Here is a 20,570-nt window from a genome sequence, read left to right as displayed (position 1 = left end):
AACCGTAGGAGTCGACCAGCACTCCAGGCTGTAACAGTGCTCACCAGCCGGCGGTCCGGTGATCAGCCTCCCGCTGAAGAACCAAGATCCCCGTCAAGGACACGCTGATCGACTCCCATTAGGCGGCACGCGAGCGCAACCCCCCCATCGCTCGCGTGCCGCGCTTTCATTTCCCGATATGTGTTCCTCCGTCGTGAACAATTGGCCGAATGGACACCCGGCGGCTCTCGCTTTTGCTTTCGCTCTCGCGCCTGGGCTCGATGCGGGCGGTGGCCGATGCCCACCACCTCACGACGTCGACGGTGTCGCAGCAGATCGCAGCGCTCGCCAAGGAAGTCGGCGCGCAGCTGGTCGAACCGGACGGGCGCCGGGTCCGGCTCACGCCGGCGGGCGCACGGCTGGCGGACCACGCGGTCACGATTCTCGCGGCGATCGACAGTGCACGCCTGGACCTCGATCCCGATGCCGAGCCGTCGGGCACGGTGCGGGTCGGCGGATTCGCCACCGGAATCCGGGTGTCGCTGCTGCCGATCGTGGCCGACCTGGCCGAACGGTATCCGGATGTTCACCTGGTGATCAGTGAGTACGAGCCCATCGAGGCCTTCGCGCTGTTGACCAACGACGACCTCGATCTGGCGCTGACCTACGACTACAACCTCGCGCCCGCATCACCCGGCCAGGTGTTGCAGACCGAGGCGCTGTGGTCGATCACGTGGGGGCTCGGGGTGCCGTCGACGTTTCCCGATGGCCCCGCCGACGTCGCCGCGTACGCGGAGCAGACGTGGATTGTCAACTCCCGCAATACAGCTGACGAGACCGCCGTACGTACCTTGGCATCGCTGGCGGGCTTCACACCGCGCATCGCACACGAGATCGACAGCCTCGACCTTGTCGAGGACCTCATCACCGCCGGCTTCGGTGTCGGGCTGTTACCCATCGGCAGGCCGACCGGCAAAGGCGTCAAGGTACTCCCCCTGGCCCAACCCGAAGTGGTGTTGACCGCCTACGCGGTGACGCGCCGCGGACGTGCTGACTGGCCACCGCTGCGGGCGGTCCTGGACCGGATGCAGCCTCCTGCCGGGGATTCACTACCGCGACCGCAATGGCCGCGCCCAGAGGCGGACGCGTAGCGGTTTCGGTCAGGCGGCGCCGGGTTGTCGCCGCGCACGCCTGCGGGTGTCCGTCGACCACAGGTAGCCGCAATCGGAGCACTGTAGGTGCACGAGTGTACCTTTATTGCTCAACAGGTACTGCCAGTGTGTGGCGCAGTTCTTGCGTTGTTCGCAGTCCCCGCACCCGGTGGCGTGATCGCAGCACGGGCAGGGCAGCCAGGCGCGGCGCCCGCGGTCGGCGGTGGGATCAATCGGTAGCACGAGCGGCGGTCCGATCAGGTAGTACACCGGCACGCACCAGCTCGTCGTAGATCCGCTGCTGTTCCTCGTCGAGATTGGAATACAGCATGTCCTCGGCCCGCTGCTCCTCGGCGAGCACTGCAACCGGGTCCCAATCGGGGCCGATGGCCTCGACCACTGCGCTGCGCCGTCGCGCCTCGTCGAGTGTCAGGTCATAGGCGAATTCGAGGTCGGCCCTCATGGCACCTCCAGCCGTTCGTAAGCAAAGCGAACGGTAAGGCTGCCCTAAATAAGCCAGGTCAGACAATGACCCCGGTCACAGTCGGCGGTCCGACTGCGTCACACGTTCAGTGAGCCACCGTCGTTGCCGGCGCACGAAACCCGCATCGACGGTGGCCCCATGCCCGGGCACGTAGCGGGCCTCGTCGCCCCCGATCGTCAGGAGCCGATCGAGGGTGGTCGGCCATGCCGCAGTATCGGAGTCGGTGTCGATGGCGGGGTCGGCCGATTCCTCGATCAGGTCACCGCAGAAGACGACGGTCTTCTCGGCGCCCGCGACGACCGCGATCAGGTCGTGGTCGGTGTGGCCGCGACCGGGATGGCTGACGGAGATGACGCGCTCGCCGAGATCGATGACGGTCGACTCCCCCGCATGGTCGGGTGCGCGCAACGCGGCGATGGCGTCGTCGATCTCACGCGGGTTAGCGCTGTACCGCAGTGCATCTGCGCGCAGCCGGTCGGCGTGGGCGGTCATCGCCGTCGCGACGGCAGGCGCGCAGTACACGGCGGCGCCGTCGAACGCCGAAGCTCCCAGGACATGGTCGAAGTGATAGTGCGTCAGCACGATGTGGCTCACCTCGCGACCCGCCAATTCCTCGGCGTCGGCGCGGATCGCGGCCGCTTCGGTGAGGGTGGTTCCGGTGTCGACGAGTAGGGCCCCGGCGCGGCTCCACACCAGTCCGATCGTGACATCGAGAAATGGGAGACGGCAACGAGAAACGCCGTCCGCCAATAGTTCCCACTCAAAATTCATTGACCCAGTGTGAGCGGCTGCGCGGCCCGGTACTGCTCGAGCACATGCGGTGTCGGATCGGCGGTATATGTCTCGGTGACGTCGAACGACCATGCGGGAGGTGAATCAGCTTGTGACAGTGTCCATGCGGCCTGTCGGGCGGCGCCGAGTGCGACATATTCGGCGGGCGTCGGTACGTGAACGGGTGCGCCAAGCAGTGCGGGCGCGATCCGCCGGACCGCTTCCGAGCGCGCTCCCCCGCCGACCAGGATGATGCGATTCGTCTCGACGCCGTGGGCCGCGATCCGCTCGATGCAGTACGCCATCGAACTGAGCAGGCCCTCGACGGTCGCCCGAGCAATGTTGGCCGCGCTGAGATTTCGCGTGGTCATCCCGTGCAGTGCGCCTGCGGCGTGCGGGAGATTCGGCGATCGCTCCCCCGCGAAATACGGCACAAGTGTGAGCCCGTCGGCACCGGCCGGCGCCGAGAGGGCCAACCGGTCGAGTTCCTCGAAGTCGACCCCGAGCATCGCGGCAGCGGCGGCGAGCACCGGAGCGCCGTTGAGCGTGCAGACCAGCGGCAGCTGCCGTCCGGTGGCGTCCGCGAAACCCGCCACGATGCCCTCCGGGTCGTGCGGAGCGACGGCTCCGACCGCGCTCACGACGCCCGACGTGCCGAGCGAGACGATGCAGTCCCCCGGTTCCGCGCCCAGCCCCAGGGCGGCCCCCGCGTTGTCCCCCGCGCCCGGCCCGAGCGCCGCACCCATCGACGTGCGCCCCGCTACCTGCGACGGCCCCAGCACGGTCGGCACTTGCGGCCGCCGACCTCGCATCGCCGTTTCGAGCAGGTCGAACTGATAGGTGCCGGACTCCGACGAGAAGTACCCTGTGCCGCTCGCGTCACTGCGGTCGGTGCGCAGGTCGGCGATGTCGCCCGAACCGCCCAGCTGCCAGGTCAGCCAGTCGTGCGGCAGGCACACCGCCGCCGTCGCATCCGCGTGTGCAGGTTCATGATCGGCGAGCCAGCGCAGCTTCGCCGCGGTGACCGCCGCGACGGGCACCACTCCCACACGCTTTGCCCATTGATCCGCGCCCAACTCGGACACCAATGCGTCCGCAGCAGCGCTCGATCGAGTGTCGTTCCACAACAAGGCATCTCGCACGACGGTTCCCGAGCTGTCCAGGCACACCATGCCGTGCTGCTGCGCGCCCACCGACACCGCTGCCACGTCGTCGAGACCGCCCACGGCGGTGATCGCGGCCTGTAGAGCCGACCACCACTGCTGGGGATCGATTTCGGTGCCGTCCGGGTGCGGCGCGGTTGCCGAGCGCACGATCGAGCCGGTATCCGCATCGCAAATGACGACCTTGCACGACTGGGTTGATGAATCGATGCCAGCGACCAGAGCCACGCAGCAGACGCTACGCCGATGAGGTTCCGGGACGCACCGGGTCTATCTCTACATGCGAAGGCTCGTAATCACCCAGAACATCACCGTCGACGGCGCAGTCGAGATGCTCGACGACTGGTTCGATCCGCAGCTCGCCGATGAGGATCTCCTTGCAGAATCGCACCGGCAGGACGCCGACGCGGATGCGCTGCTCGTCGGACGCAAGACGTTCGAAGACTTCCGCGCCTACTGGCCGTCGCAAAGCGAGGACCCCACGGGCGTCACCGCCTACCTGAACCAGGTGGCCAAGTACGTGGTGTCCTCGACGATGACCGATCCGGGCTGGGAGAACTCGACGGTGCTCCCCGGCGATCCCGTCGAGCAGGTGACGACCCTGAAGGGCCAGCCTGGTAAGGACATCGTGCTGACGGGCAGCATCAGCCTGGCGCACGAGGTCATCGTCGCGGGACTGGTCGACGAGTATCGACTGTTCGTCTATCCGACGGTGCAGGGTGTCGGACGCCGACTGTTCCCGGACGGCACCAGCATTCCGAGACTCGCGCTGACGCAACCGCCCAAGGGCTTCAAATCAGGCATCACGCTGGTGTGCTACCGGCCAGCCTGACCGCCAATCGGACGCAGGCGGCCTGCGACGGTGGGACAATGCACTGTGGGCAGCGAATCCCCGGTCGGCCAAGGACGCTGGGACGACGACCGCGACGAGACGGAAGCTCAACGGCTGGACCGTAACTGGTCGAGCCTGCTGCAGGAGTTGCGGGTGGCCCAGACCGGCGTACAGCTGCTGACCGGCTTCCTTCTCATCCTGCCGTTCCAGCCACGCTTCGCCGCGCTCGACAGCGTCATGCGCATCGTCTATCTCATCACGGTGGGGTGCTCGATCGGTGCGACCGTGTTGTTGGTGGCTCCGGCCAGCATGCACCGGGTGCTGTTTCGCAGGCACCGACTGAGGACGCTGGTCGCCGTTTCGCACAGGTACGCCATCGTCGGGACGATCTTGCTCGGCACCGCCCTCACCGGTGTCGCAGTGGTGATCTTCGACAGCGTGGTCGGCAGGCCCGGTGCGTGGATCGCCGGCGGGTGCACGCTGGTCGCGCTCGTCGTCTTCTGGTACGCGCTGCCCCTGCGCGATCGAAACCTGCGCGACACGTCGTACTGAAGTTTGTGACCTCCACGACCGGGGAACTCCGGAGCCATGTTGATCCGACGTGTTGCCCGCCCGATGCTGTCAGCGGCCTTCATCGCCCGAGGCGTCGATGCCCTGCGCAGCCCCAAACCAGCCGCCGATGCGGCCCGCCCAACTCTCGAGGGCCTCAGTAAACTCCCCGATCCTGTCGGCGCGAACGTTCCCTCCGATGCGGAGACCGTCGCCCGCGTGAATGCGGCCGTGCAGATCGGTGGCGGACTGCTTCTCGCGAGCGGCAAACTGCCGCGGTTGGCTTCGGCCGCCCTCGCGCTCAGCGTGGTGCCGGGCAGCCTTGGCGCACATGCGTTTTGGAATGAGTCCGACCCGCAGCGCAAGGCCGACGAACGTCGCGCCTTCCTCACTGAGATCAGCCTTCTCGGCGGGCTGATCATCGCTGCCGTGGACACCGAGGGCAAGCCGTCGCTGGGATGGCGCGGACGCCGCGCCGCACACAAGGTGTCCGAGGCTGTCACCGCCGCGTTGCCAGTCGGCGCCGCAGCGGGTGGGACTCTCGCCGACAGCGAGCTCGCCGAAAAGGTCGGCCACGGACTGCAGGTCGGTGCTGAACGCGGACGTGAGCTGGCCCATGTCGCGCGCGAGCGCGGGGCCGAAATCGCCGAGGTCGCTCGCGAACGGGCTCCGGAACTCGCAGAGCTGGCGCGCAAGCGCGGAGCCGAGATCGCCGACGTTGCACGCGAACGCGGGCCGGAATTGGCGGAGCTGGCGCGCAAGCGCGGCGGTGAGATTGTTGACGTGACGCGCGATCGCGGTTGGGAATGGGCCGATGCGGCACGGCAGCGCGCTCCGGAGCTGGCGGATGTCGCGCGCGAGCGCGCAACGGATCTCGCCGACACCGCGCGCTCGGAGGCCAAGCACCGTCGTCGCCGCTGGGGTTCATGATCAGCGCGCGCCAAACTCCTTCTGAACTGCCGCGTCAGCGGTAGATTTACTCCACCATCCGCGCGGTCGGACCCGCTGCCCGCGTAGACGCGAGGAGTACAGATGACGACCAACCCCCAGCCTGGCCAATACGGTGAGCAGGGCGCGTACCCGCCTGCAGGCGGTCAGCAGCCCGGCGGACTGCTGGTGCGCTGGCTTGCCAGGATCATCGACGGCATCCTGGTCGCGATCGTCAGCTATGCCCTGATCTTCGCCACGGACACCTTGTCGAACTACTTCGTGACCGGGTTGTTCACCGGTGTGCTGACGTTCGTGTACTTCGTGCTCTTCGAGGTGTCCATTGGCGCGACTCCGGGCAAGAAACTGCTGGGCCTCAGCGTCCACGGCCCCGGCGGTGCACCGAAGCCGACGGCTGCGCAATCGGCGATCCGTAACTCGTGGACGCTGCTGCCGATCATCCCGTTCATCGGCGGCCTGCTGGGTGTCATCGCGATCGTCGTCATCGCGGTGACGATCAACGGCAGCCCGACCAAGCAGGGCAAGCACGACGAGCTCGCGGGCGGGACTCAGGTCGTCAAGGGCTGAGCCCCGCAGCGAAAGTGATTGCGCGACTCGACATCTAGACCCGTCAGACCGCGAACCACAGCACCAGGCTTATCGCGAACGCGGTAAGCCCCAGTGTTGTCTCCATGACGGTCCATGTCTTCAGGGTCGTTTTCACGTCCATCCCGAAGAACCGGCTCACGAGCCAGAATCCCGAGTCGTTGACGTGCGAGAGCACCGTCGCGCCGGCGGCAATCGCGATGACGAGCAACGTGAGCTGGAAGCTGGTGAGGCTCGCCTCGGCGGCGGCGGCGCCGAGCAGGCCTGCCGTCGTCGTCAATGCGACCGTGGCTGAACCCTGCGCGACGCGTAGCACCGTGGCGATGACGAAGGCCTGCAGGATCAGCGACATTCCGAGGTTCGACAACGAACCGCTCAAGGCGTCTCCGATGCCGCTCAGTCGCAGCACGCCGCCGAACATGCCGCCGGCGCCGGTGATCAGGATGACCGTGCAGATCGGCCCGAGTGCGTTGTCGAAGATGTCGCTGACCGCCGCCATCGAGCGCCCCCGGAGCCCAAGTACGAGCGTCGCCACGATCACCGTGATCAGCAGGGCGACCGAGGTGTTTCCGAGCACCATCAGGTACTCGGCCCAGGTGGCGCCCTCCTCGATGACGCCTGCGGTCATGAGCGTCTTGAGCACGGTATTGAAGGAGATCAAGGCGAACGGCAGCAGCAACACGCCCAGCACGGTCCCGAAGGCGGGCGCGGTACGAGCCGGAGCTTGGGTGGCGGTAACGCCCGGGCCGGATCCGCCGTCGGAATCGGTGGTCTCGTCACGGTCACGGCCACCGTTCATCGGACCGAACAACCCCTCGGGGATGTCGACGTTCACTCGATGGCCGATGAACTTCGAGACGAGGTAGGAGCCGATGTACCAGGAGAGGACAGCGACGGGCGCTCCGACGAGCAGGGTCAAGCCGATGCTGGCCTCGAGCGCTTCCGCCGCCGCGACCGGTCCCGGGTGCGGTGGCACAAGAGCATGCATGGCGGCGAAGGCGCCGGCCGCCGGAAACGCGTACAGCAGCAGCGACCCGCCGAAACGCCGCGCTACCGTCATGATGATCGGCAGGAAGACCACGAGGCCGGCGTCGAAAAAGATTGGGAAGCCGAAGATCAGCGCGGCAACGCCAAGTGCGAAAGGAGCACGCTTCTCACCGAAGCGGCCGATGAGCGTGTCGGCCAGCACCTGGGCGCCACCGGTCACCTCGAGTAGCCGACCGATCATGACGCCGAAGCCGACCAGCAGTGCCACGGAGCCGAGGGTGTTCGAGAAGCCGAAGGACAGCGCATCGGGCACGTCGCCCACCGGAATGCCCGCCACAATTGCCGTCAACACGCTCACCAACACGAGCGAGATGAAGGCGTGCAGCTTCACTTTCATGATCAGGAACAGCAGGAGCGCGACCGCTCCGGCCGCGATCAGCAGCAGCGTGGTGGCTCCGTATGCCGGGTCGATTGCTTCCACTAGGACTCCTGTTCAGTTGCGGCGACATAGCTTTCGACGATGGAATCGATGCTCTGGTCGACATCGATGGTGAGGCCGCGCTCGTCGTCGCCCAGCGACTCGAGCGTCTCGAATTGAGAAGCGAGCAGGGATGCGGGCATGAAATGACCGGGACGGCTGGCCTGGCGTTTGGCGATGACATCGGGAGTGCCACTGAGATGGAGGAATTCGACATCGTGGCAATGGCGGCGAAGCTGATCGCGATACTTGCGCTTGAGGGCGGAGCAGCTCATCACGCCGCCGGTGTCGCACCGCTCGGCCAGCCACTCCCCGATGGCTTCCAGCCACGGATACCGGTCGTCATCGTTGAGCGGTTCCCCGGCGGTCATCTTCGCGATGTTGGCAGGCGGATGAAAGTCGTCGGCGTCGGCGAACGGTACGCGCAGACGCTGCGCGAGCGCCGCTCCCACGGTCGATTTACCTGAACCTGAGACGCCCATTGCGACGATTGGTGACGCCATCCCCTCCACCTACCCGGTTGTGTTTGACGTCACAAAGCATGCCTCAATAATCATACGATTGCAAGAAGATTTCGAAATCATATGTTTTTAGTCATCCCAGCAAAGCTATGACAAGATGTATGAGTGGCGTCACACTCAAACGTCGGTGCACTGCACGGCAGTTTGCTCGAGGCGTTGGGCGCGGCCATCGTGTCCGGGGACTACTGCGCGGGTCAGGTCATCACGCTCGACGGAGTCAGCGCCCAGCACAAGGTGTCGCGCAGCGTCGTCCGCGAGGCCGTGCGCGTGCTGGAGTCGATGGGCATGGTCGAGTCCCGACGCCGAGTGGGCGTCACGGTCCAGCCGGCGCACAAGTGGAACGTCTTCGACCCCAGGCTGATTCGCTGGCGGCTCGAGTCGGGCGACCGCGCCGCACAGTTGCTGTCGCTGTCGGAGCTACGCCGGGGATTCGAACCGGCTGCGGCGGCGCTTGCCGCGCGGCGCGCCGATCCCCATCAGTGCAGGGTCATGGCGGCCGCGGTATCGGACATGGTGGTGCACGGCCGGTCCGGTGATCTCGAGGCATACCTGTTGGCGGACAAGATGTTCCACCAGACCATGCTCGAGGCCAGCGGCAACGAGATGTTCCGCGCGCTGAACGGAGTGGTGGCCGAAGTGCTCACCGGCCGCACCCATCACGGGATGATGCCCGCCACGCCCAACCCGGCGGCCATCGAGTTGCACGATGAGGTTGCGCGTGCCATCAGGTTGCGTGATGAAGCGGCCGCCGAGCGAGCGATGCGTGCCATCATCGACGAAGCGGCATCCGCTGTGAGCGAAGAGTTTTCGTAGTTTCCGAGGCGAAAGGTTGATAGTGGACAGGCAACCAGTACTGGCGCGGCGTTTCTTCGATCGGCTCGAACCGGTGCATGCCGTGACATATTTTGCGCCGGAGGCGCGCGCCGCACTGGACGGGCTCGGATTCCGCGGCTTTTGGATGGGCTATTTCGCGGCGCGCTCGGCGCCTTTCGGCGTCGTGCCTGCGCAAGTGGTGACCGCGACGTTCTACAACTTCGCCGCTCACCGGGTGGCGAAGGCGTTGCCCGCGGCGTGGGAGATCGCGTCTCCGGCCGATGCGCTGCGGGTGCGCGAGCAATCGGCGGTGGAAGCGCTGCGCCGCTACGGAGTCGGCACCGACGACGATGTGGAAACGGCCGCGGAACTGGCTGCCAAGGCCGCCCGCGGCGCTCCCCTGGACGGCCGCCCGTTGTTCGCGGCCAACCTGGCGCTTGACTGGCCCGACGAACCGGTGGCCAAGCTGTGGCACGCGACCACGCTGCTGCGCGAACAGCGCGGCGACGGGCATGTGGCCGTGTTGGCGTCGCTCGGTGTCTCCGGGCGCGAGTCCAACGTCCTGCACGCGGCGGCGGGCAAGGTGCCCAAGGAGTTCATCATGCGCAGCCGCGACTACGACGACGAGCAGTGGAACCTTTATCGCGACCGGCTCGTCGCGCGGGGACTGCTCGACGAGAACGACGAACTCACGGCAGCGGGACGCGAACTCAAACAGCGCGTCGAGGACACCACAGACCAGATTGCGCTCGGCGGGCTCGACGCGCTCGACGACAGCGAGGTCGATACGCTCTTCCGCAGCTTGACGCCGATCACCCGAAAGGTGGTGGCCGCCGGCGATGTTCCCGCGCTCACTCCGATGGGCCTGAGTCGCGACGACCTGGACGACGACAGCTCGCATCTCGTCTGAGTTCTGGCGATTTCGGCGTGCTCAGTCACGCTGCGGGTGACCCAGCACGCCGAAATCACCCGTTGTCGGGCAGGCTGGGGGTCGTGATGGTGCTCAAATCGGTCGCCCTGTTCGTACTGGCTGCGCTGCTGGAGATCGGTGGCGCGTGGCTCGTCTGGCAGGGCGTGCGCGAGCATCGCGGGCTGGTGTGGATCGGCGCCGGAATCATCGCGCTCGGCGGATACGGGTTCGTGGCGGCGTTTCAGCCCGACCCCCATTTCGGCAGGGTGCTCGCCGCATACGGCGGCGTGTTTATCGCCGGATCGCTGCTTTGGGGCATGGTCGCCGATGGCTTCCGGCCCGACCGCTGGGACGTCGCAGGCGCAGTCGTCGCCCTCGTCGGTGTCGCGCTCATCATGTACGCGCCGCGCTGACCCCGGCGATTTGTGTGCGTTCAGGAGCGGTGAGCGCGCCGAAACGCACACAAATCGCTATTAGGAAGGCGTGTTGCGGTTCCACTCCACCCAGCCGACGCCGCTGCGACCGTCGGCGGTGCTGACCGTCGCCCATGCGCGCGGGAAGTGACTGATCCGCCCGTCGGGCGACGTCAGCAGCACCGGTGCGTGGCCGCGAATGTCGATGGTCGCGATGACTCCGCCCGGGTTGTAGGTGATCGCGGTCGAGGCCGGCAGATCGTTGTCGCCGAACGTCGCCTCGGCCGTCACGCCCTGCAGTTCGACCAGCGGCTCCCCCGCCCGTTGCGTGTAGCCGATACCGATCGGCGGCGCTCCGGGTATCCGGATGTCGACGCCGTGGAGGTGGGTGCCGTCGTCGAGATGCAGTGCGCTCCACACCCAGTCCATGGACCACCAATCGCGCACTCCCCAGGAGTGATCGCGCTGGCCGGGAACACTCGTCACCGCATACTCGCGGCCGTCGACAGTCACCGAGCCCGTCACGGTGCACGGAATCTCGTATCGAGGCGTGATCCGGTACTGGTACGGAACACCGACGGTCGTCCACACCAGTTCCATCGCCGCCTCAACGGGCCGGCCCGGCTTTCCGTGCAGCAGGTCCGCCGGATCGTCGAAGGCCTCGCCGGTACCCCGCACTGTCACCGCGTACGTCTGCAACGGCTCGGCGGCGTCGAGGGTCAGGTCGATCGCGCCGGTGTTCTGGAAGTCGAGCAGGGCGATGGTCGGCAAGTCGGGGCCGCACAGCAGCGCGTTGACCCAGGTGGTGTTCTCGTTGGGCATCAGGCCCAGCCGCACCCATCCGCCGATACCCTGCCCTACATCGACGAAATCGAAATACCAGCTCTCGCTCCACAGCGGTTCGGTGCCCGCTGCGTGGGCCGCCTCGTCGGCGGGATCAGGTGTAAGAGGTTGAGCCACAACAGGATCCGGCAACAATTCCACCGCTCCCGTGTCGAGCACGTGATCGGCGTGCCGCGACAGCATGGTCATGAACAGCTGGTCACCGCGCTCGGTGCGCTCGACGAGCATCGAGCTGACGATCGCCATCATCACCCCGAAGAAGCTCTGCCGCCGCACGCCCTCGCGGACGTCGTCGAGGCTGATCGCCACCCCTGGCCCGAGCGCCTCGTGGTAGGCCCGCAGCAGGTCGTCGTAGTGCTGCTGACGAACTTCGCTGGGTAGTGCGCACCCGACGAAGTAGGCCACGTCGGTCATGGCCGGCCCCCAGGTGACGGTCTGCCAGTCCACGACCGTCAACGGCCGGTCCGCACCTGGCTGACCGAAGAGCATGTTGTCCAGCCGGTAGTCGCCGTGGACGAGGCCCATGATCCGGTCGTCGGCGCCCTCGGCCGCCAGATAGGCGTCGAAACTGCCGACGAGGCGCTCGCACACCTCGCGATGCTCCGGCGCGATCTGATCGGCATACCGGTCGACGAACCCGGCGTACAGCTGCGCGATCAGCCCCTGCGTCACCGGCGCATCGCGGTTGAGCCAGTCCGCCTGGGCCATCGAAGCGTCGCCGAACGCCGGCGCATGCAACCGGGCCAGCTCGCTCAACGCCAGCGTGGCCTGTTCGACTGTGGCGCCGCGCAATTCGTCGCCGACGACTGCGGGCCCGGCGTCGCCGAGCAGGAGGTGGAAGGCGCCCGTCTCGGGCTCGAAGCCGGCCGAATAGCACGCGGCGACCGGTCCGCCGCCGATGGTCGGCGCGATGTCGGTGTAGAACCGCACCTCACGCTCGTACAGCCCGAGCGCCAGCCCGGTCTGCCTGCTCACCGGGTCGGTCGCGGCCACCTTGAGCACGACGGACGACGGTCCGGTGTCACCGGAGCCGCGGGTCAGCTCAATGCGGTAGCACTCACTCATCTGCCCGGTGCCGATGCGCTCGAACGCGAAATCCGTGACGGGAAAACCGAGTGCGGAGCTCAACCAGTCGGCCGTCAGATCCGAGGGCCGCTCCATGACGTCAGTGGTGCGCACTGGTCGATGTGGTGTGGCACATGTCGGGCGGGGTCCCCACGACATCCAGAGCCGGGTTGCGGTCGAAGAAGCCGAACGGTTTCAGCCAGAACGACACGATGTCGACGGGCATCACCGGCCAGTCCTCCGGCCGGGTGATGTGATGGATGCCGAACACATACCACATCACGACGTCGGTGTTGTCGATGGAACGGTTGGCCAGCGTCCACTTCGCCAGCCCGGTGTCCTTCGAGGACTGGTTGACGAATTCGCCAGCAGGCCAACGTTCGTCGGGATGATTCGGGGTCACCCAGAGAGTATGGCCGATGACACTGGCCCGCTCGATCACCGGGGAGTCGGGATCGAACATGGGGGGAATCGCCCCGCTGGGCACCAGCTTGTACGCCGGGTGGGTGCCGATCCCGTTGACGACATTGGGGTTGACGATCTTCCAGGAGCGCTGGGTCGCGTAGTTGACGTCCTGCTTGCCCTGGCTCTCGCTGCGCAACGGGATGCTGCGCGTCACCAGCGAGAGGCCGTAGGGATTCTCCGGCCCCATCGGCTCGGCGTGCGACTCGGTCATGACGATGGTGTTGTCGGTGCCGTCGATGTCCATGTCGAGCCGTGCCACCAGGAAGTGCTGGTGATACGGCGCGTAGGTGCGTTCGTCGACCAGGGTGCCGTTCGGGTGCGGCTGGCCGGGAGCCAACGGCGTCGTCACCATGATTCCGGTGGCCCGGATCTCGCACTCGATGTTGCCGTCCTGGTAGAACCGCCAATAGACCAGATACTCGTAGTTGGCGACCGTCACGTGCGACGACACCGTGAGCCTGCGCATGCGGCGCACCTCGGCACCGATGCTGTGGTCGACGTGCTTCCAGAGCACGGCGTTGTCTTCCTCGTGGATACAGATGGCATTGGTGATGGTGTAGGGCTCGCCCTTGCTGTTGTGGAGCACGGCATCGAGGTAGCGGATCTCGCCGAGGCAGTCGCAGCCCAGTTCCAGCGATGTGGTCATGAACCCCAGACCCCACTCGCCGATGTCGAACGCGGTGCGCCGGTAGTGGTCCTCCGACGAGTCCCGGTACGGAACGATCATCTCGGCGAGCGATATGCGGTGTGCGACAGAGCGTTCCCGGTCGCCATCGCGGTAGCTGATGGTGTGCAGCGTCATGCCCTCGCGGTGATTGAAGCCGACCCGCAGCGACCAGTTCTGCCACCGCAGCAGATTGCCGTCCAGGGTGAACGAGGGCCCCTCGGGCTGCTCGATGTGCAGCGGCTTGAGCGGTTCCCGCCGCGATGCGGACCGGATGGCCTCCGGGATCATGCTCGGCACGTACTCGCCCATCACGTTCGGCTTCTCGATACCGTCCCCGGAGAACGGACCGCTGTCCTCGACGCGCAGCAACTCCATGGCATTGAGGTCGATGACGCAGTGCAGTCCGCTGACGAGATTCGCATAGGGACTGCCGCCGGGCTTGTCCCTGACCCAGGTGTCCGACCAGCCGATCCGCCGGTCGCGGTACTCCGGCGGCGCGACGGCGTTGCCGTAGGTCCATGTGTCGAAGAAGACGAGGTCGATGTCTGTGATGCCGCGCTTGGCCAGCGCCGCTGCGACATCCGGGTGCGACCGCAGCAGCTGGTCGCATTCGGCGAACTCGTCGACGGTGAAGTTGGCCTGCACCCCGGGGATGTGCTCGAACGACTCCACCCGGTCGTCGGTCAGCGACACCGTGCTCTTGTACGTCGCGTTGGCCGACCGTTGGAGGCAGGTCACCCTCGCGCGGCGCGGCGGCGCCGCTCCCCCCTCGTCGAACGCCCGCAACTCGGCCTTGCTGGGCTCGATCAATTCGATGGACGCGTACCGCCAACCATCTCCGACACCGTGTTCGCGCTGCAGGATGGATGCGACCGCCGTGAACTCGTCGCCGCTGAGCGGATCCAGGGGGTAAACCACGGGAATCACGCAATCACAAATGCGCCGCGATGCGCAGCGGTTTGGGACAGCGCAACGGATTCAGCGGCCGGCCAGAGTGAACCCTTCCCAGGCTTCTCGACGAGGGGCATGCGGGTCGTACTCGATGCGGGGTCGGCGGTCGAAGACCTGCACCGCCCGCTCGGGGATCGTGTAGACCGGCCAGTCGTCGCCGGGCGCGCCCGTGCGGGCGAAGGCACGCCAGCGTGACTGGATGTCGTCGCTGACGCGCAGCGCGGTCTTGCGGTCCGCTGCGGCGGTGAGCAGCTTCCCGAAAGTTGTTCGGTAGACGTCGAACACCGCCAGCAACTCCGTCGCATGGGTGGCGCCCAGACCTGACCAACGCAACGTCCGCGGTGCATAGTCGTAGCGGTAGAGGTACGTCGGCGCGTGCCTGTTGTGCGCTTCGGCGATCTGCCACGCCGCCGCCCCGAACGCGAAGTCGCCGCCGAACTGGATGCACGCCGCGGGGTCGGGATATCCGGGGTACGCGGAGGTGATGCGTTCCCGCTCATCGGGTTCCGCCAACGACAGCAGCCGCTCGATCGTCGACTCGGTCATCGGCAACAGTTTGAGGAACCGGCCGAACAGCCTGGCCTCCTCGGCGTTGGTGCCGACGATGAGCGGTACCCGGTGGGCCTGCCCGTCGCGCATCGCGGCGATCGGGTCCAGCGGCAGGTACTCGCTGCCACTGGTGGGGCCTGCGGCGAAGGCGCCCAGCATGTCGCGCTGGCCCGCGACGATGAGCCGTTCGAACGCGGTCACCAATTCCGTCGGGCGGGCGGCCATCACGGCGGCCGCTCCCTCACCGGGGCCGGCGCCGAGAATCTCGGCGAATTTGACAGCGTACTCCGCCGCGATCTCCTTGGTGCGCACCATCCCGGCGGCCGGGCTCTCGGAGATGGCTTGTGCGAACAGGCCTTTAGCGGCGGGCACGGCCAACAGCGTCGCCACCGCATGGGCGCCGGCGCTCTCCCCGAAGATGGTCACATTGTCCGGATCGCCACCGAAGACGGCGATGTTGTCCTGTACCCAACGGAGTGCCATCACCAGGTCGCGCAGGAAGAGATTGTCGTCGAAGGTGTGCTCCCTGTCGGACAACGACGTGAGGTCAAGACACCCCAGCGCCCCGAGCCGGTAGTTCACCGAGACATACACGCAGCCTTGACGGGCCAGCGACGCGCCGTCGTAGATCGGCGTCGCCGAACTGCCCATGAAGTAGCCGCCGCCGTGGATGAACACCATGACCGGCATGGAGGTGTCCGGCGGAGACGCGGGGGTGACGACGTTGAGCGTCAGGCAGTCCTCGCTCATCGGCTGGTAGCGGCCGGGCGCGAGGATCGTGTACATGCGTTGCTGAGGCGCGCAGTAGCCGACCCCGTGGCAGTACCGCACCCCTGGCCACGGCTCGACGGGCTGCGGTGCGCGCAATCGCAGCGGGCCGACCGGCGGACGGGCGTACGGGATCGCGCGCCACCGGTTCACCCCGTCGCGGGTGAAGCCCTCAACGGTGCCGGAGGCGATCGTCGCGCGGACCGTGTGTTCGTGCATGACCCGACCGTAGCGAATGGCACCGGCCGACGTGCCTGGACGGGATCGGCGCGTCGGCCCGCTAGCCTGGCCGATATGGGAAGGGCCGGGCTGATCGCGATCGTGTTGCTAGTGGCAGGGTGTTCCTCCAGCACGGACGGCCAGGCCGAGCGGATCACGCCGATACCCCCGAACACCAGCAGGTCTTCGTCGACCACGCCGTCGACCACCGCACCCGCGCATCCGCCCGCACCGGGGGCGCCGATGGCCGACGTCGTCGCCTGGATCGAGGCGGGCGACACGGTCGACGCCGCGGAGTACCACGTCGCCACACGTGACGGCGTGGCCACCGATCTGGGTGAGGACGTCGCATTCGTCACGCCCTCGGGCAAGACCACCTGCATCACCGACACCCGCTACAGCGGTGGAGCGTTGGCGTGTCTGGTCGACCTAGCCGACCCGCCGCCGCGGCCCGACGACGCGTACGGCGAGTGGAAAGGCGGCTGGGTCGACTTCGACGGGCCCAGTGTCACTGTGGGATCCGTGCATGGCGACCCCGGCCCGTTCACCGCCGGTAAAGGACCTGAGCTGCCCTACGGTGGGTCGCTGGGCTTTGGCGACTACCAGTGCCGCGTCGATCAGATCGGACTGTTCTGCGCCAACCGCGCCCATGACACCGCGGTGCGGTACAGCGAGGCCGGGATCGAGCCCTTCGGATGCCTGGAACCCGTCACGGCGCCACCGCAGATCGGTGAGAAGTTCAGCTGCTGACGTTGCGAACGTGCGCTCACTGCGAAATTTCGGCCCGGTGTTCGCAGTGAGCGCACGCTCGGCGCTCAATTCGCGGTCGCTACGCGACGCCCTTGTGCTTCAACAGCGGTAGCACACCCTCGGCGAACCAGTACGCCTCCTCCAGATGCGGATAGCCGGAGAGGATGAACTCGTCGAAGCCGACGGAGTGATACTCGTAGATCAGGTTCGCGACCTCTTCATGGCTACCGACCAGCGCCGTGCCCGCGCCGCCGCGAACCAGTCCGACCCCCGCCCACAGGTTGGGATAGATCTCCAGCTTGTCCACCCGTCCGCCGTGCAGTGCGGTCATCCGGCGCTGACCCTCGGACTCCGACTTGGCATGCAGTTCAGTCTGTTTGGCGATCTGCTCGGGGCTGAGATCGGCGAGCAGTTCGTCGGCCACCGCCCACGCCGCCGCGGACGTGTCGCGACTGATGGTGTGCAACCGGATGCCGAAGCGCACCTTGCGGCCACGTTCCTCGGCGAGCTTGCGCACCTGCTCGATCTTGGCCGCCGCGGCCTGTGGGGGCTCGCCCCATGTCAGGTACACGTCGACATGCTCTGCGGCGATCGGCAGCGCTGCCGCCGACGAACCACCGAAGTAGATCTGCGGCAAGGGATCCGGGGCCGCCGAGACCCGTGCGTCCTTCACCGTGTAGTACTTGCCCTCGAAGTCGTACGAATCCTGGCGCCACAGCTTGTTGACGATGTGCAGGAATTCCCCTGTGCGCTCGTAACGTTCGTCGTGGTTCAGCCAGTCGCCGAACCGGCGCTGTTCGACGTCGTCGCCGCCGGTGACGATGTTGAGCAGGACCCGGCCCTCGGAGAAGCGCTGCAGCGTCGCGGTTTGTTGGGCCGCCAGCGTCGGCGGCACCAGGCCCGGCCGGAACGCGACCAGGAATTTCAGGCGTTCGGTCTCGGCGAGCAGCGCCGACGCCGTCAACCACGCGTCCTCGCACCAGGTCCCCGTCGGCGTCAGCACCCCCTCGTACCCGAGGCGGTCCGCGGCGCGTGCCACCTCGGCGAGGTACCTGCGTGAGGGTGCCCGGTAGTTCGGGGGCACGATGTGATGCGACGACGCGTGCGAGGCGCCGACGATGGATCGGCTGTCACCGTTGGTGGGCAGGAACCAGAAGAACTTCGCTGTTGGTGACGAAGACGGCTGTTCTGACATGTGGATTGCTCCTAGTTGCGGTTGAGGTAAAGCGGCGCAAGCGATTCGCTGTATCGGGTATCGACCCAGTTCTTGAATTCGGGCTTATCGGAGATTTGGCCGGATTCGGCGAACAGATCGGCCAGCTCCTGTTCCGAAGCGACGAGATCGTCCGATAGATCGACAGGCAACCGCAGGCTGCGCCCCTGCGCCGCGGTGGCCACCTCGAGATCCAGACCCACTGCGTCGGCATAACTCTGCGCCCACTGCTCGGGGTTGTCCTGCGCCCAGCGCGTCGCCTTGGCGTACCGCACGAGCAGGTCGTTCAGCGCCGTGTTCCGTTTCGGATCGGCCAGTGCGGCGTCGGAGGCGATGCCGAAACCGGCGCCGTTCGTCACGCCCGTCGCTTGGGCGACGCTGCGCACCGGGATGTCGGCCTCGGCCTGAGCGGTGTAGGGATCCCAGATCGCCCACGCGTCGACCTGTCGTTGAGTGAAGGCACCCAGTGCGTCGGCAGGCTGCAGGAAGACCAGTTCGACATCCGACGGCGACATCCCGACCCGTTGCAGTTGCCCCAGCACGTTGCCGTGGGCAGAGCTGCCCTTGCCGAGGGCGATCTTCTTACCGCGCAGATCCTCCACCGTGCGGATCGGCGAATCGGCGTGGACGAGCACCCTGTCTCCCCTGCCGCTGCCGTCGTACGCCGAGACGACCTTGACCTTCGCATTGGAGGCGGCGCCGAAGATCGGCGGCGTGTTCCCGGTGATCGCGAAGTCGATCTTGCCCGCGGTGGCGGCCTCGATCTGCGGTGGTCCCGAGGTGAACGTCGAGAAGGCGACCTTGTACGGCAGGTTGTCCAGCGCACCGGCTGCCCGCAGCAGCGATTCGGTACCACCCTTCTGATCCCCGACGTTGAGCGTCAGGTCAGACAGCTCCGACAGCGCCACCGTGGGAGGCGCTTCGGACGGACCCGAACTGTCCTGCCGCGACACGCATCCCGCGAGCAGCAGAGTGAGCAACGCAAGTACGACAGCGACTTTTCGCATGAATTCCTCTTCGTAGAAGGTCAGATCTGCACACCGAGCTGATCGAGCAGCTCGGCGCGATGGCGTTCGGTGTTCGTGGACTGCCGTGGGTCGTCGATTTCCAGCGTGTGGATGATCCGGCCCTCGTCGAGCACCAAGACCCGGTCGGCAAGGGCGACGGCTTCATCCACGTCGTGGGTGACGAGCAGCACGCCGAATCCGTGTTCACGCCACAGATCCAGCAGCAGTGCCCGCATGCTCAACCGCGTCAACGCGTCCAGCGCGCCGAACGGTTCATCGAGCAGCAGCAGCTTGGGTTCGGCCACCAGGGCCCTGGCCAGCGAAACGCGTTGCGCCTGACCGCCGGACAGCGTCAACGGCCACGCCTCCGCGCGGTCGGCCAGCCCGACATCGGCCAGCGCCTCATCGGCACGCGCCTGCGCCTGCGCCTTGGGCAGCCGATTGCGAGTCAGACCATAGACGACGTTGGTGCGCACATCGCGCCACGGGAACAGCCGCGGCTCCTGGAATGCAATAGCGGGTGCACCGAGCACCGCGCGGTGGCCGGTGTGATCGGTCGACAACCCGGCCAGGACCCGCAGCACGGTCGATTTGCCCGATCCGCTGCGACCAATCAGTGCAACGATCTCACCGCCGCCGATTCGCACCGAGATATCGGACAGCACATGGTGATCGCCGTACCACTTGTTCACATCTTTGAGTTCACCCGCCACCTGTGTCGCGCGTGATGCCGTCAACGTCATGTGCGGTACCTCAATGCTCGTCGTTCCAGTTCGCGGACGATGGCGTCGGTGCCGATCCCCAGCAGGGCGTAGACGATCAATCCGAAGATGATGATGTCGATCCTCAGAAAGTCGCGGGCATTGTTGATCATGAAGCCGATCCCCTTGTCGGCGTTGATCTGTTCGGCCACGATCAGCGTCAGCCACGCGATCGCCAGCGACTGCCGAAGCCCGACCAGCACCTGCGGGGCGGCGCTGGGAACGATGATGGTGCGGAACCGTTGCCAGAACGAGAATCCGAGCACCTGCGCGGTTTCGAACAGCTTCGGGTCGACCTGACGGATCGCCGAGAAGGTGTTCAGGTACAGCGGAAAGCTCACGCCGAGCGCCACCAGGAACACCTTGGGCAGCTCGCCGATGCCGAACCAGAGGATGAACAGAGGTATCAGGCCGAGGTGTGGCAGCGCCCGCACCATCTGCATGGGCGGGTCGACGGTCGCCTCGAACCACCGGGACAGCCCCACGGCCGTGCCGAGGGCAACGCCAACGATCCCGCCCAGCAGTAGGCCTTCGACGACCCGTATGCCCGACACCCGAAGCGCGTCGACCAGCTGCCCGTTCTGCAGCACCTCGATGCCGGCCTCGACGATCAACGACGGCGCGGGAAGCACATCCTGCGAAATAAGCCCCAGTGCGCTGCCCATTTGCCACAGGGCGACGAGCACGATGGGTGACGCGAGCCGGATCAGCCCCCATTTGCGCTGCCG

The 20,570-nt window shown here is 66.7% G+C and carries 21 protein-coding genes; 9 read left to right on the top strand and 12 right to left on the bottom strand.

Features of this window, described 5'->3' with window-relative positions:
- Positions 1 to 209: 209 nt before the first annotated feature.
- Complete coding sequence (locus tag H7J93_RS21830; RefSeq protein WP_267308393.1) at positions 210 to 1,130, top strand: LysR family transcriptional regulator; 921 nt, start codon at positions 210 to 212, stop codon at positions 1,128 to 1,130.
- 229 nt (positions 1,131 to 1,359) lie between these two features.
- On the opposite strand, the gene H7J93_RS21825 is transcribed toward H7J93_RS21830, so the two are convergent.
- The 3 genes from H7J93_RS21825 to xylB form a co-directional block, all read right to left on the bottom strand.
- Entirely contained in the window at positions 1,360 to 1,593 is a 234-nt protein-coding gene (locus H7J93_RS21825; protein ID WP_267308392.1) for a DUF6400 family protein, read from the bottom strand.
- 75 nt (positions 1,594 to 1,668) lie between these two features.
- Positions 1,669 to 2,385 carry an MBL fold metallo-hydrolase gene (locus tag H7J93_RS21820; protein ID WP_267308391.1) on the bottom strand — a complete coding sequence of 239 codons (717 nt, stop codon included), beginning with the start codon at positions 2,383 to 2,385 and terminating at the stop codon, positions 1,669 to 1,671.
- Entirely contained in the window at positions 2,382 to 3,776 is a 1,395-nt protein-coding gene (gene xylB, locus H7J93_RS21815) for a xylulokinase (RefSeq protein ID WP_267308390.1), read from the bottom strand. Before xylB ends, H7J93_RS21820 begins: the two co-directional genes overlap by 4 nt.
- Before the next feature lie 52 nt (positions 3,777 to 3,828).
- On the opposite strand from xylB, the gene H7J93_RS21810 reads away from it, so the two are divergent.
- The 4 genes from H7J93_RS21810 (at position 3,829) to H7J93_RS21795 (ending at position 6,444) form a co-directional block, all read left to right on the top strand.
- A complete protein-coding gene (locus H7J93_RS21810) occupies positions 3,829 to 4,380 on the top strand; it encodes a dihydrofolate reductase family protein (protein ID WP_267308389.1) in 552 nt (183 codons plus the stop codon).
- Positions 4,381 to 4,425: 45 nt separating this feature from the next.
- The gene (locus H7J93_RS21805) at positions 4,426 to 4,932 is read left to right on the top strand and encodes a DUF6328 family protein (protein ID WP_267308388.1); all 507 of its coding nucleotides are present in this window, start codon (positions 4,426 to 4,428) and stop codon (positions 4,930 to 4,932) included.
- 36 nt (positions 4,933 to 4,968) lie between these two features.
- Positions 4,969 to 5,859 (top strand): DoxX family protein, encoded by an 891-nt coding sequence (locus H7J93_RS21800; RefSeq protein WP_267308387.1) that lies wholly within the window; start codon positions 4,969 to 4,971, stop codon positions 5,857 to 5,859.
- A 102-nt stretch (positions 5,860 to 5,961) separates the two neighbouring features.
- Positions 5,962 to 6,444, top strand: a complete 483-nt coding sequence (locus H7J93_RS21795) for an RDD family protein (protein ID WP_267308386.1) — start codon at positions 5,962 to 5,964, stop codon at positions 6,442 to 6,444.
- Between the two features lie 43 nt (positions 6,445 to 6,487).
- Here H7J93_RS21795 and H7J93_RS21790 read toward each other — a convergent pair whose 3' ends face one another.
- Positions 6,488 to 7,930 (bottom strand): GntP family permease, encoded by a 1,443-nt coding sequence (locus H7J93_RS21790; RefSeq protein WP_267308385.1) that lies wholly within the window; start codon positions 7,928 to 7,930, stop codon positions 6,488 to 6,490.
- Positions 7,930 to 8,430, bottom strand: coding sequence for a gluconokinase (locus H7J93_RS21785; RefSeq protein WP_267308384.1), 501 nt, complete (start codon positions 8,428 to 8,430; stop codon positions 7,930 to 7,932). Before H7J93_RS21785 ends, H7J93_RS21790 begins: the two co-directional genes overlap by 1 nt.
- 123 nt (positions 8,431 to 8,553) lie before the next feature.
- Between H7J93_RS21785 and H7J93_RS21780 the strand changes: the two genes are divergently transcribed.
- The 3 genes from H7J93_RS21780 (at position 8,554) to H7J93_RS21770 (ending at position 10,584) form a co-directional block, all read left to right on the top strand.
- A complete protein-coding gene (locus H7J93_RS21780) occupies positions 8,554 to 9,261 on the top strand; it encodes a FadR/GntR family transcriptional regulator (protein ID WP_267308383.1) in 708 nt (235 codons plus the stop codon).
- A 22-nt stretch (positions 9,262 to 9,283) separates the two neighbouring features.
- Positions 9,284 to 10,171 (top strand): SCO6745 family protein, encoded by an 888-nt coding sequence (locus H7J93_RS21775; protein WP_267308382.1) that lies wholly within the window; start codon positions 9,284 to 9,286, stop codon positions 10,169 to 10,171.
- Between the two features lie 86 nt (positions 10,172 to 10,257).
- A complete protein-coding gene (locus H7J93_RS21770) occupies positions 10,258 to 10,584 on the top strand; it encodes a YnfA family protein (protein ID WP_267308395.1) in 327 nt (108 codons plus the stop codon).
- A 60-nt stretch (positions 10,585 to 10,644) separates the two neighbouring features.
- Here the strand turns inward: H7J93_RS21770 and H7J93_RS21765 are convergent, their stop codons facing one another.
- The 3 genes from H7J93_RS21765 to H7J93_RS21755 are packed head-to-tail and all read right to left on the bottom strand — an operon-like array spanning position 10,645 to position 16,111.
- Positions 10,645 to 12,606 (bottom strand): DUF7064 domain-containing protein, encoded by a 1,962-nt coding sequence (locus tag H7J93_RS21765; RefSeq protein WP_372507992.1) that lies wholly within the window; start codon positions 12,604 to 12,606, stop codon positions 10,645 to 10,647.
- Positions 12,593 to 14,542, bottom strand: a complete 1,950-nt coding sequence (locus tag H7J93_RS21760) for a primary-amine oxidase (protein WP_267308380.1) — start codon at positions 14,540 to 14,542, stop codon at positions 12,593 to 12,595. Before H7J93_RS21760 ends, H7J93_RS21765 begins: the two co-directional genes overlap by 14 nt.
- Positions 14,543 to 14,602: 60 nt before the next feature.
- Positions 14,603 to 16,111: a carboxylesterase/lipase family protein gene (locus tag H7J93_RS21755; RefSeq protein ID WP_267308379.1), complete on the bottom strand. Its 1,509-nt coding sequence runs from the start codon at positions 16,109 to 16,111 to the stop codon at positions 14,603 to 14,605.
- Between the two features lie 75 nt (positions 16,112 to 16,186).
- Here H7J93_RS21755 and H7J93_RS21750 point away from each other — a divergent pair, with 75 nt between their 5' ends.
- Positions 16,187 to 16,861, top strand: a complete 675-nt coding sequence (locus H7J93_RS21750; protein ID WP_267308378.1) for a hypothetical protein — start codon at positions 16,187 to 16,189, stop codon at positions 16,859 to 16,861.
- Between the two features lie 79 nt (positions 16,862 to 16,940).
- On the opposite strand, the gene H7J93_RS21745 is transcribed toward H7J93_RS21750, so the two are convergent.
- The 4 genes from H7J93_RS21745 to H7J93_RS21730 are packed head-to-tail and all read right to left on the bottom strand — an operon-like array spanning position 16,941 to position 20,549.
- The gene (locus H7J93_RS21745) at positions 16,941 to 18,056 is read right to left on the bottom strand and encodes an LLM class flavin-dependent oxidoreductase (protein WP_267308377.1); all 1,116 of its coding nucleotides are present in this window, start codon (positions 18,054 to 18,056) and stop codon (positions 16,941 to 16,943) included.
- Positions 18,057 to 18,067: 11 nt separating this feature from the next.
- Positions 18,068 to 19,081 (bottom strand): ABC transporter substrate-binding protein, encoded by a 1,014-nt coding sequence (locus H7J93_RS21740; RefSeq protein ID WP_267308376.1) that lies wholly within the window; start codon positions 19,079 to 19,081, stop codon positions 18,068 to 18,070.
- A gap of 20 nt (positions 19,082 to 19,101) precedes the next feature.
- On the bottom strand, positions 19,102 to 19,824 hold the full coding sequence (locus H7J93_RS21735) for an ABC transporter ATP-binding protein (protein WP_267308375.1): 723 nt from the start codon (positions 19,822 to 19,824) through the stop codon (positions 19,102 to 19,104).
- Positions 19,821 to 20,549: an ABC transporter permease gene (locus tag H7J93_RS21730; protein ID WP_372507993.1), complete on the bottom strand. Its 729-nt coding sequence runs from the start codon at positions 20,547 to 20,549 to the stop codon at positions 19,821 to 19,823. Before H7J93_RS21730 ends, H7J93_RS21735 begins: the two co-directional genes overlap by 4 nt.
- Positions 20,550 to 20,570 lie beyond the last annotated feature (21 nt).

The sequence above is a fragment of the Mycobacterium barrassiae genome, assembly GCF_025822765.1.
Classification (GTDB): Bacteria; Actinomycetota; Actinomycetes; order Mycobacteriales; family Mycobacteriaceae; genus Mycobacterium; species Mycobacterium barrassiae.
The sequence above is the reverse complement of the archived record's forward strand: the minus strand, read 5'-3'. Positions and strand labels throughout refer to the sequence as shown.

What these genes read in the sequence shown, in the direction of transcription:
- H7J93_RS21830 (WP_267308393.1), top strand. Translation starts at nt 210, where the DNA reads ATGGACACCCGGCGGCTCTCGCTTTTGCTTTCGCTCTCGCGCCTGGGC.
- H7J93_RS21825 (WP_267308392.1), bottom strand. Translation starts at nt 1,593, where the DNA reads ATGAGGGCCGACCTCGAATTCGCCTATGACCTGACACTCGACGAGGCG.
- H7J93_RS21820 (WP_267308391.1), bottom strand. Translation starts at nt 2,385, where the DNA reads ATGAATTTTGAGTGGGAACTATTGGCGGACGGCGTTTCTCGTTGCCGT.
- H7J93_RS21810 (WP_267308389.1), top strand. Translation starts at nt 3,829, where the DNA reads ATGCGAAGGCTCGTAATCACCCAGAACATCACCGTCGACGGCGCAGTC.
- H7J93_RS21800 (WP_267308387.1), top strand. Translation starts at nt 4,969, where the DNA reads ATGTTGATCCGACGTGTTGCCCGCCCGATGCTGTCAGCGGCCTTCATC.
- H7J93_RS21795 (WP_267308386.1), top strand. Translation starts at nt 5,962, where the DNA reads ATGACGACCAACCCCCAGCCTGGCCAATACGGTGAGCAGGGCGCGTAC.
- H7J93_RS21785 (WP_267308384.1), bottom strand. Translation starts at nt 8,430, where the DNA reads ATGGCGTCACCAATCGTCGCAATGGGCGTCTCAGGTTCAGGTAAATCG.
- H7J93_RS21770 (WP_267308395.1), top strand. Translation starts at nt 10,258, where the DNA reads ATGGTGCTCAAATCGGTCGCCCTGTTCGTACTGGCTGCGCTGCTGGAG.
- H7J93_RS21755 (WP_267308379.1), bottom strand. Translation starts at nt 16,111, where the DNA reads ATGCACGAACACACGGTCCGCGCGACGATCGCCTCCGGCACCGTTGAG.
- H7J93_RS21750 (WP_267308378.1), top strand. Translation starts at nt 16,187, where the DNA reads ATGGGAAGGGCCGGGCTGATCGCGATCGTGTTGCTAGTGGCAGGGTGT.
- H7J93_RS21745 (WP_267308377.1), bottom strand. Translation starts at nt 18,056, where the DNA reads ATGTCAGAACAGCCGTCTTCGTCACCAACAGCGAAGTTCTTCTGGTTC.
- H7J93_RS21740 (WP_267308376.1), bottom strand. Translation starts at nt 19,081, where the DNA reads ATGCGAAAAGTCGCTGTCGTACTTGCGTTGCTCACTCTGCTGCTCGCG.
- H7J93_RS21735 (WP_267308375.1), bottom strand. Translation starts at nt 19,824, where the DNA reads ATGACGTTGACGGCATCACGCGCGACACAGGTGGCGGGTGAACTCAAA.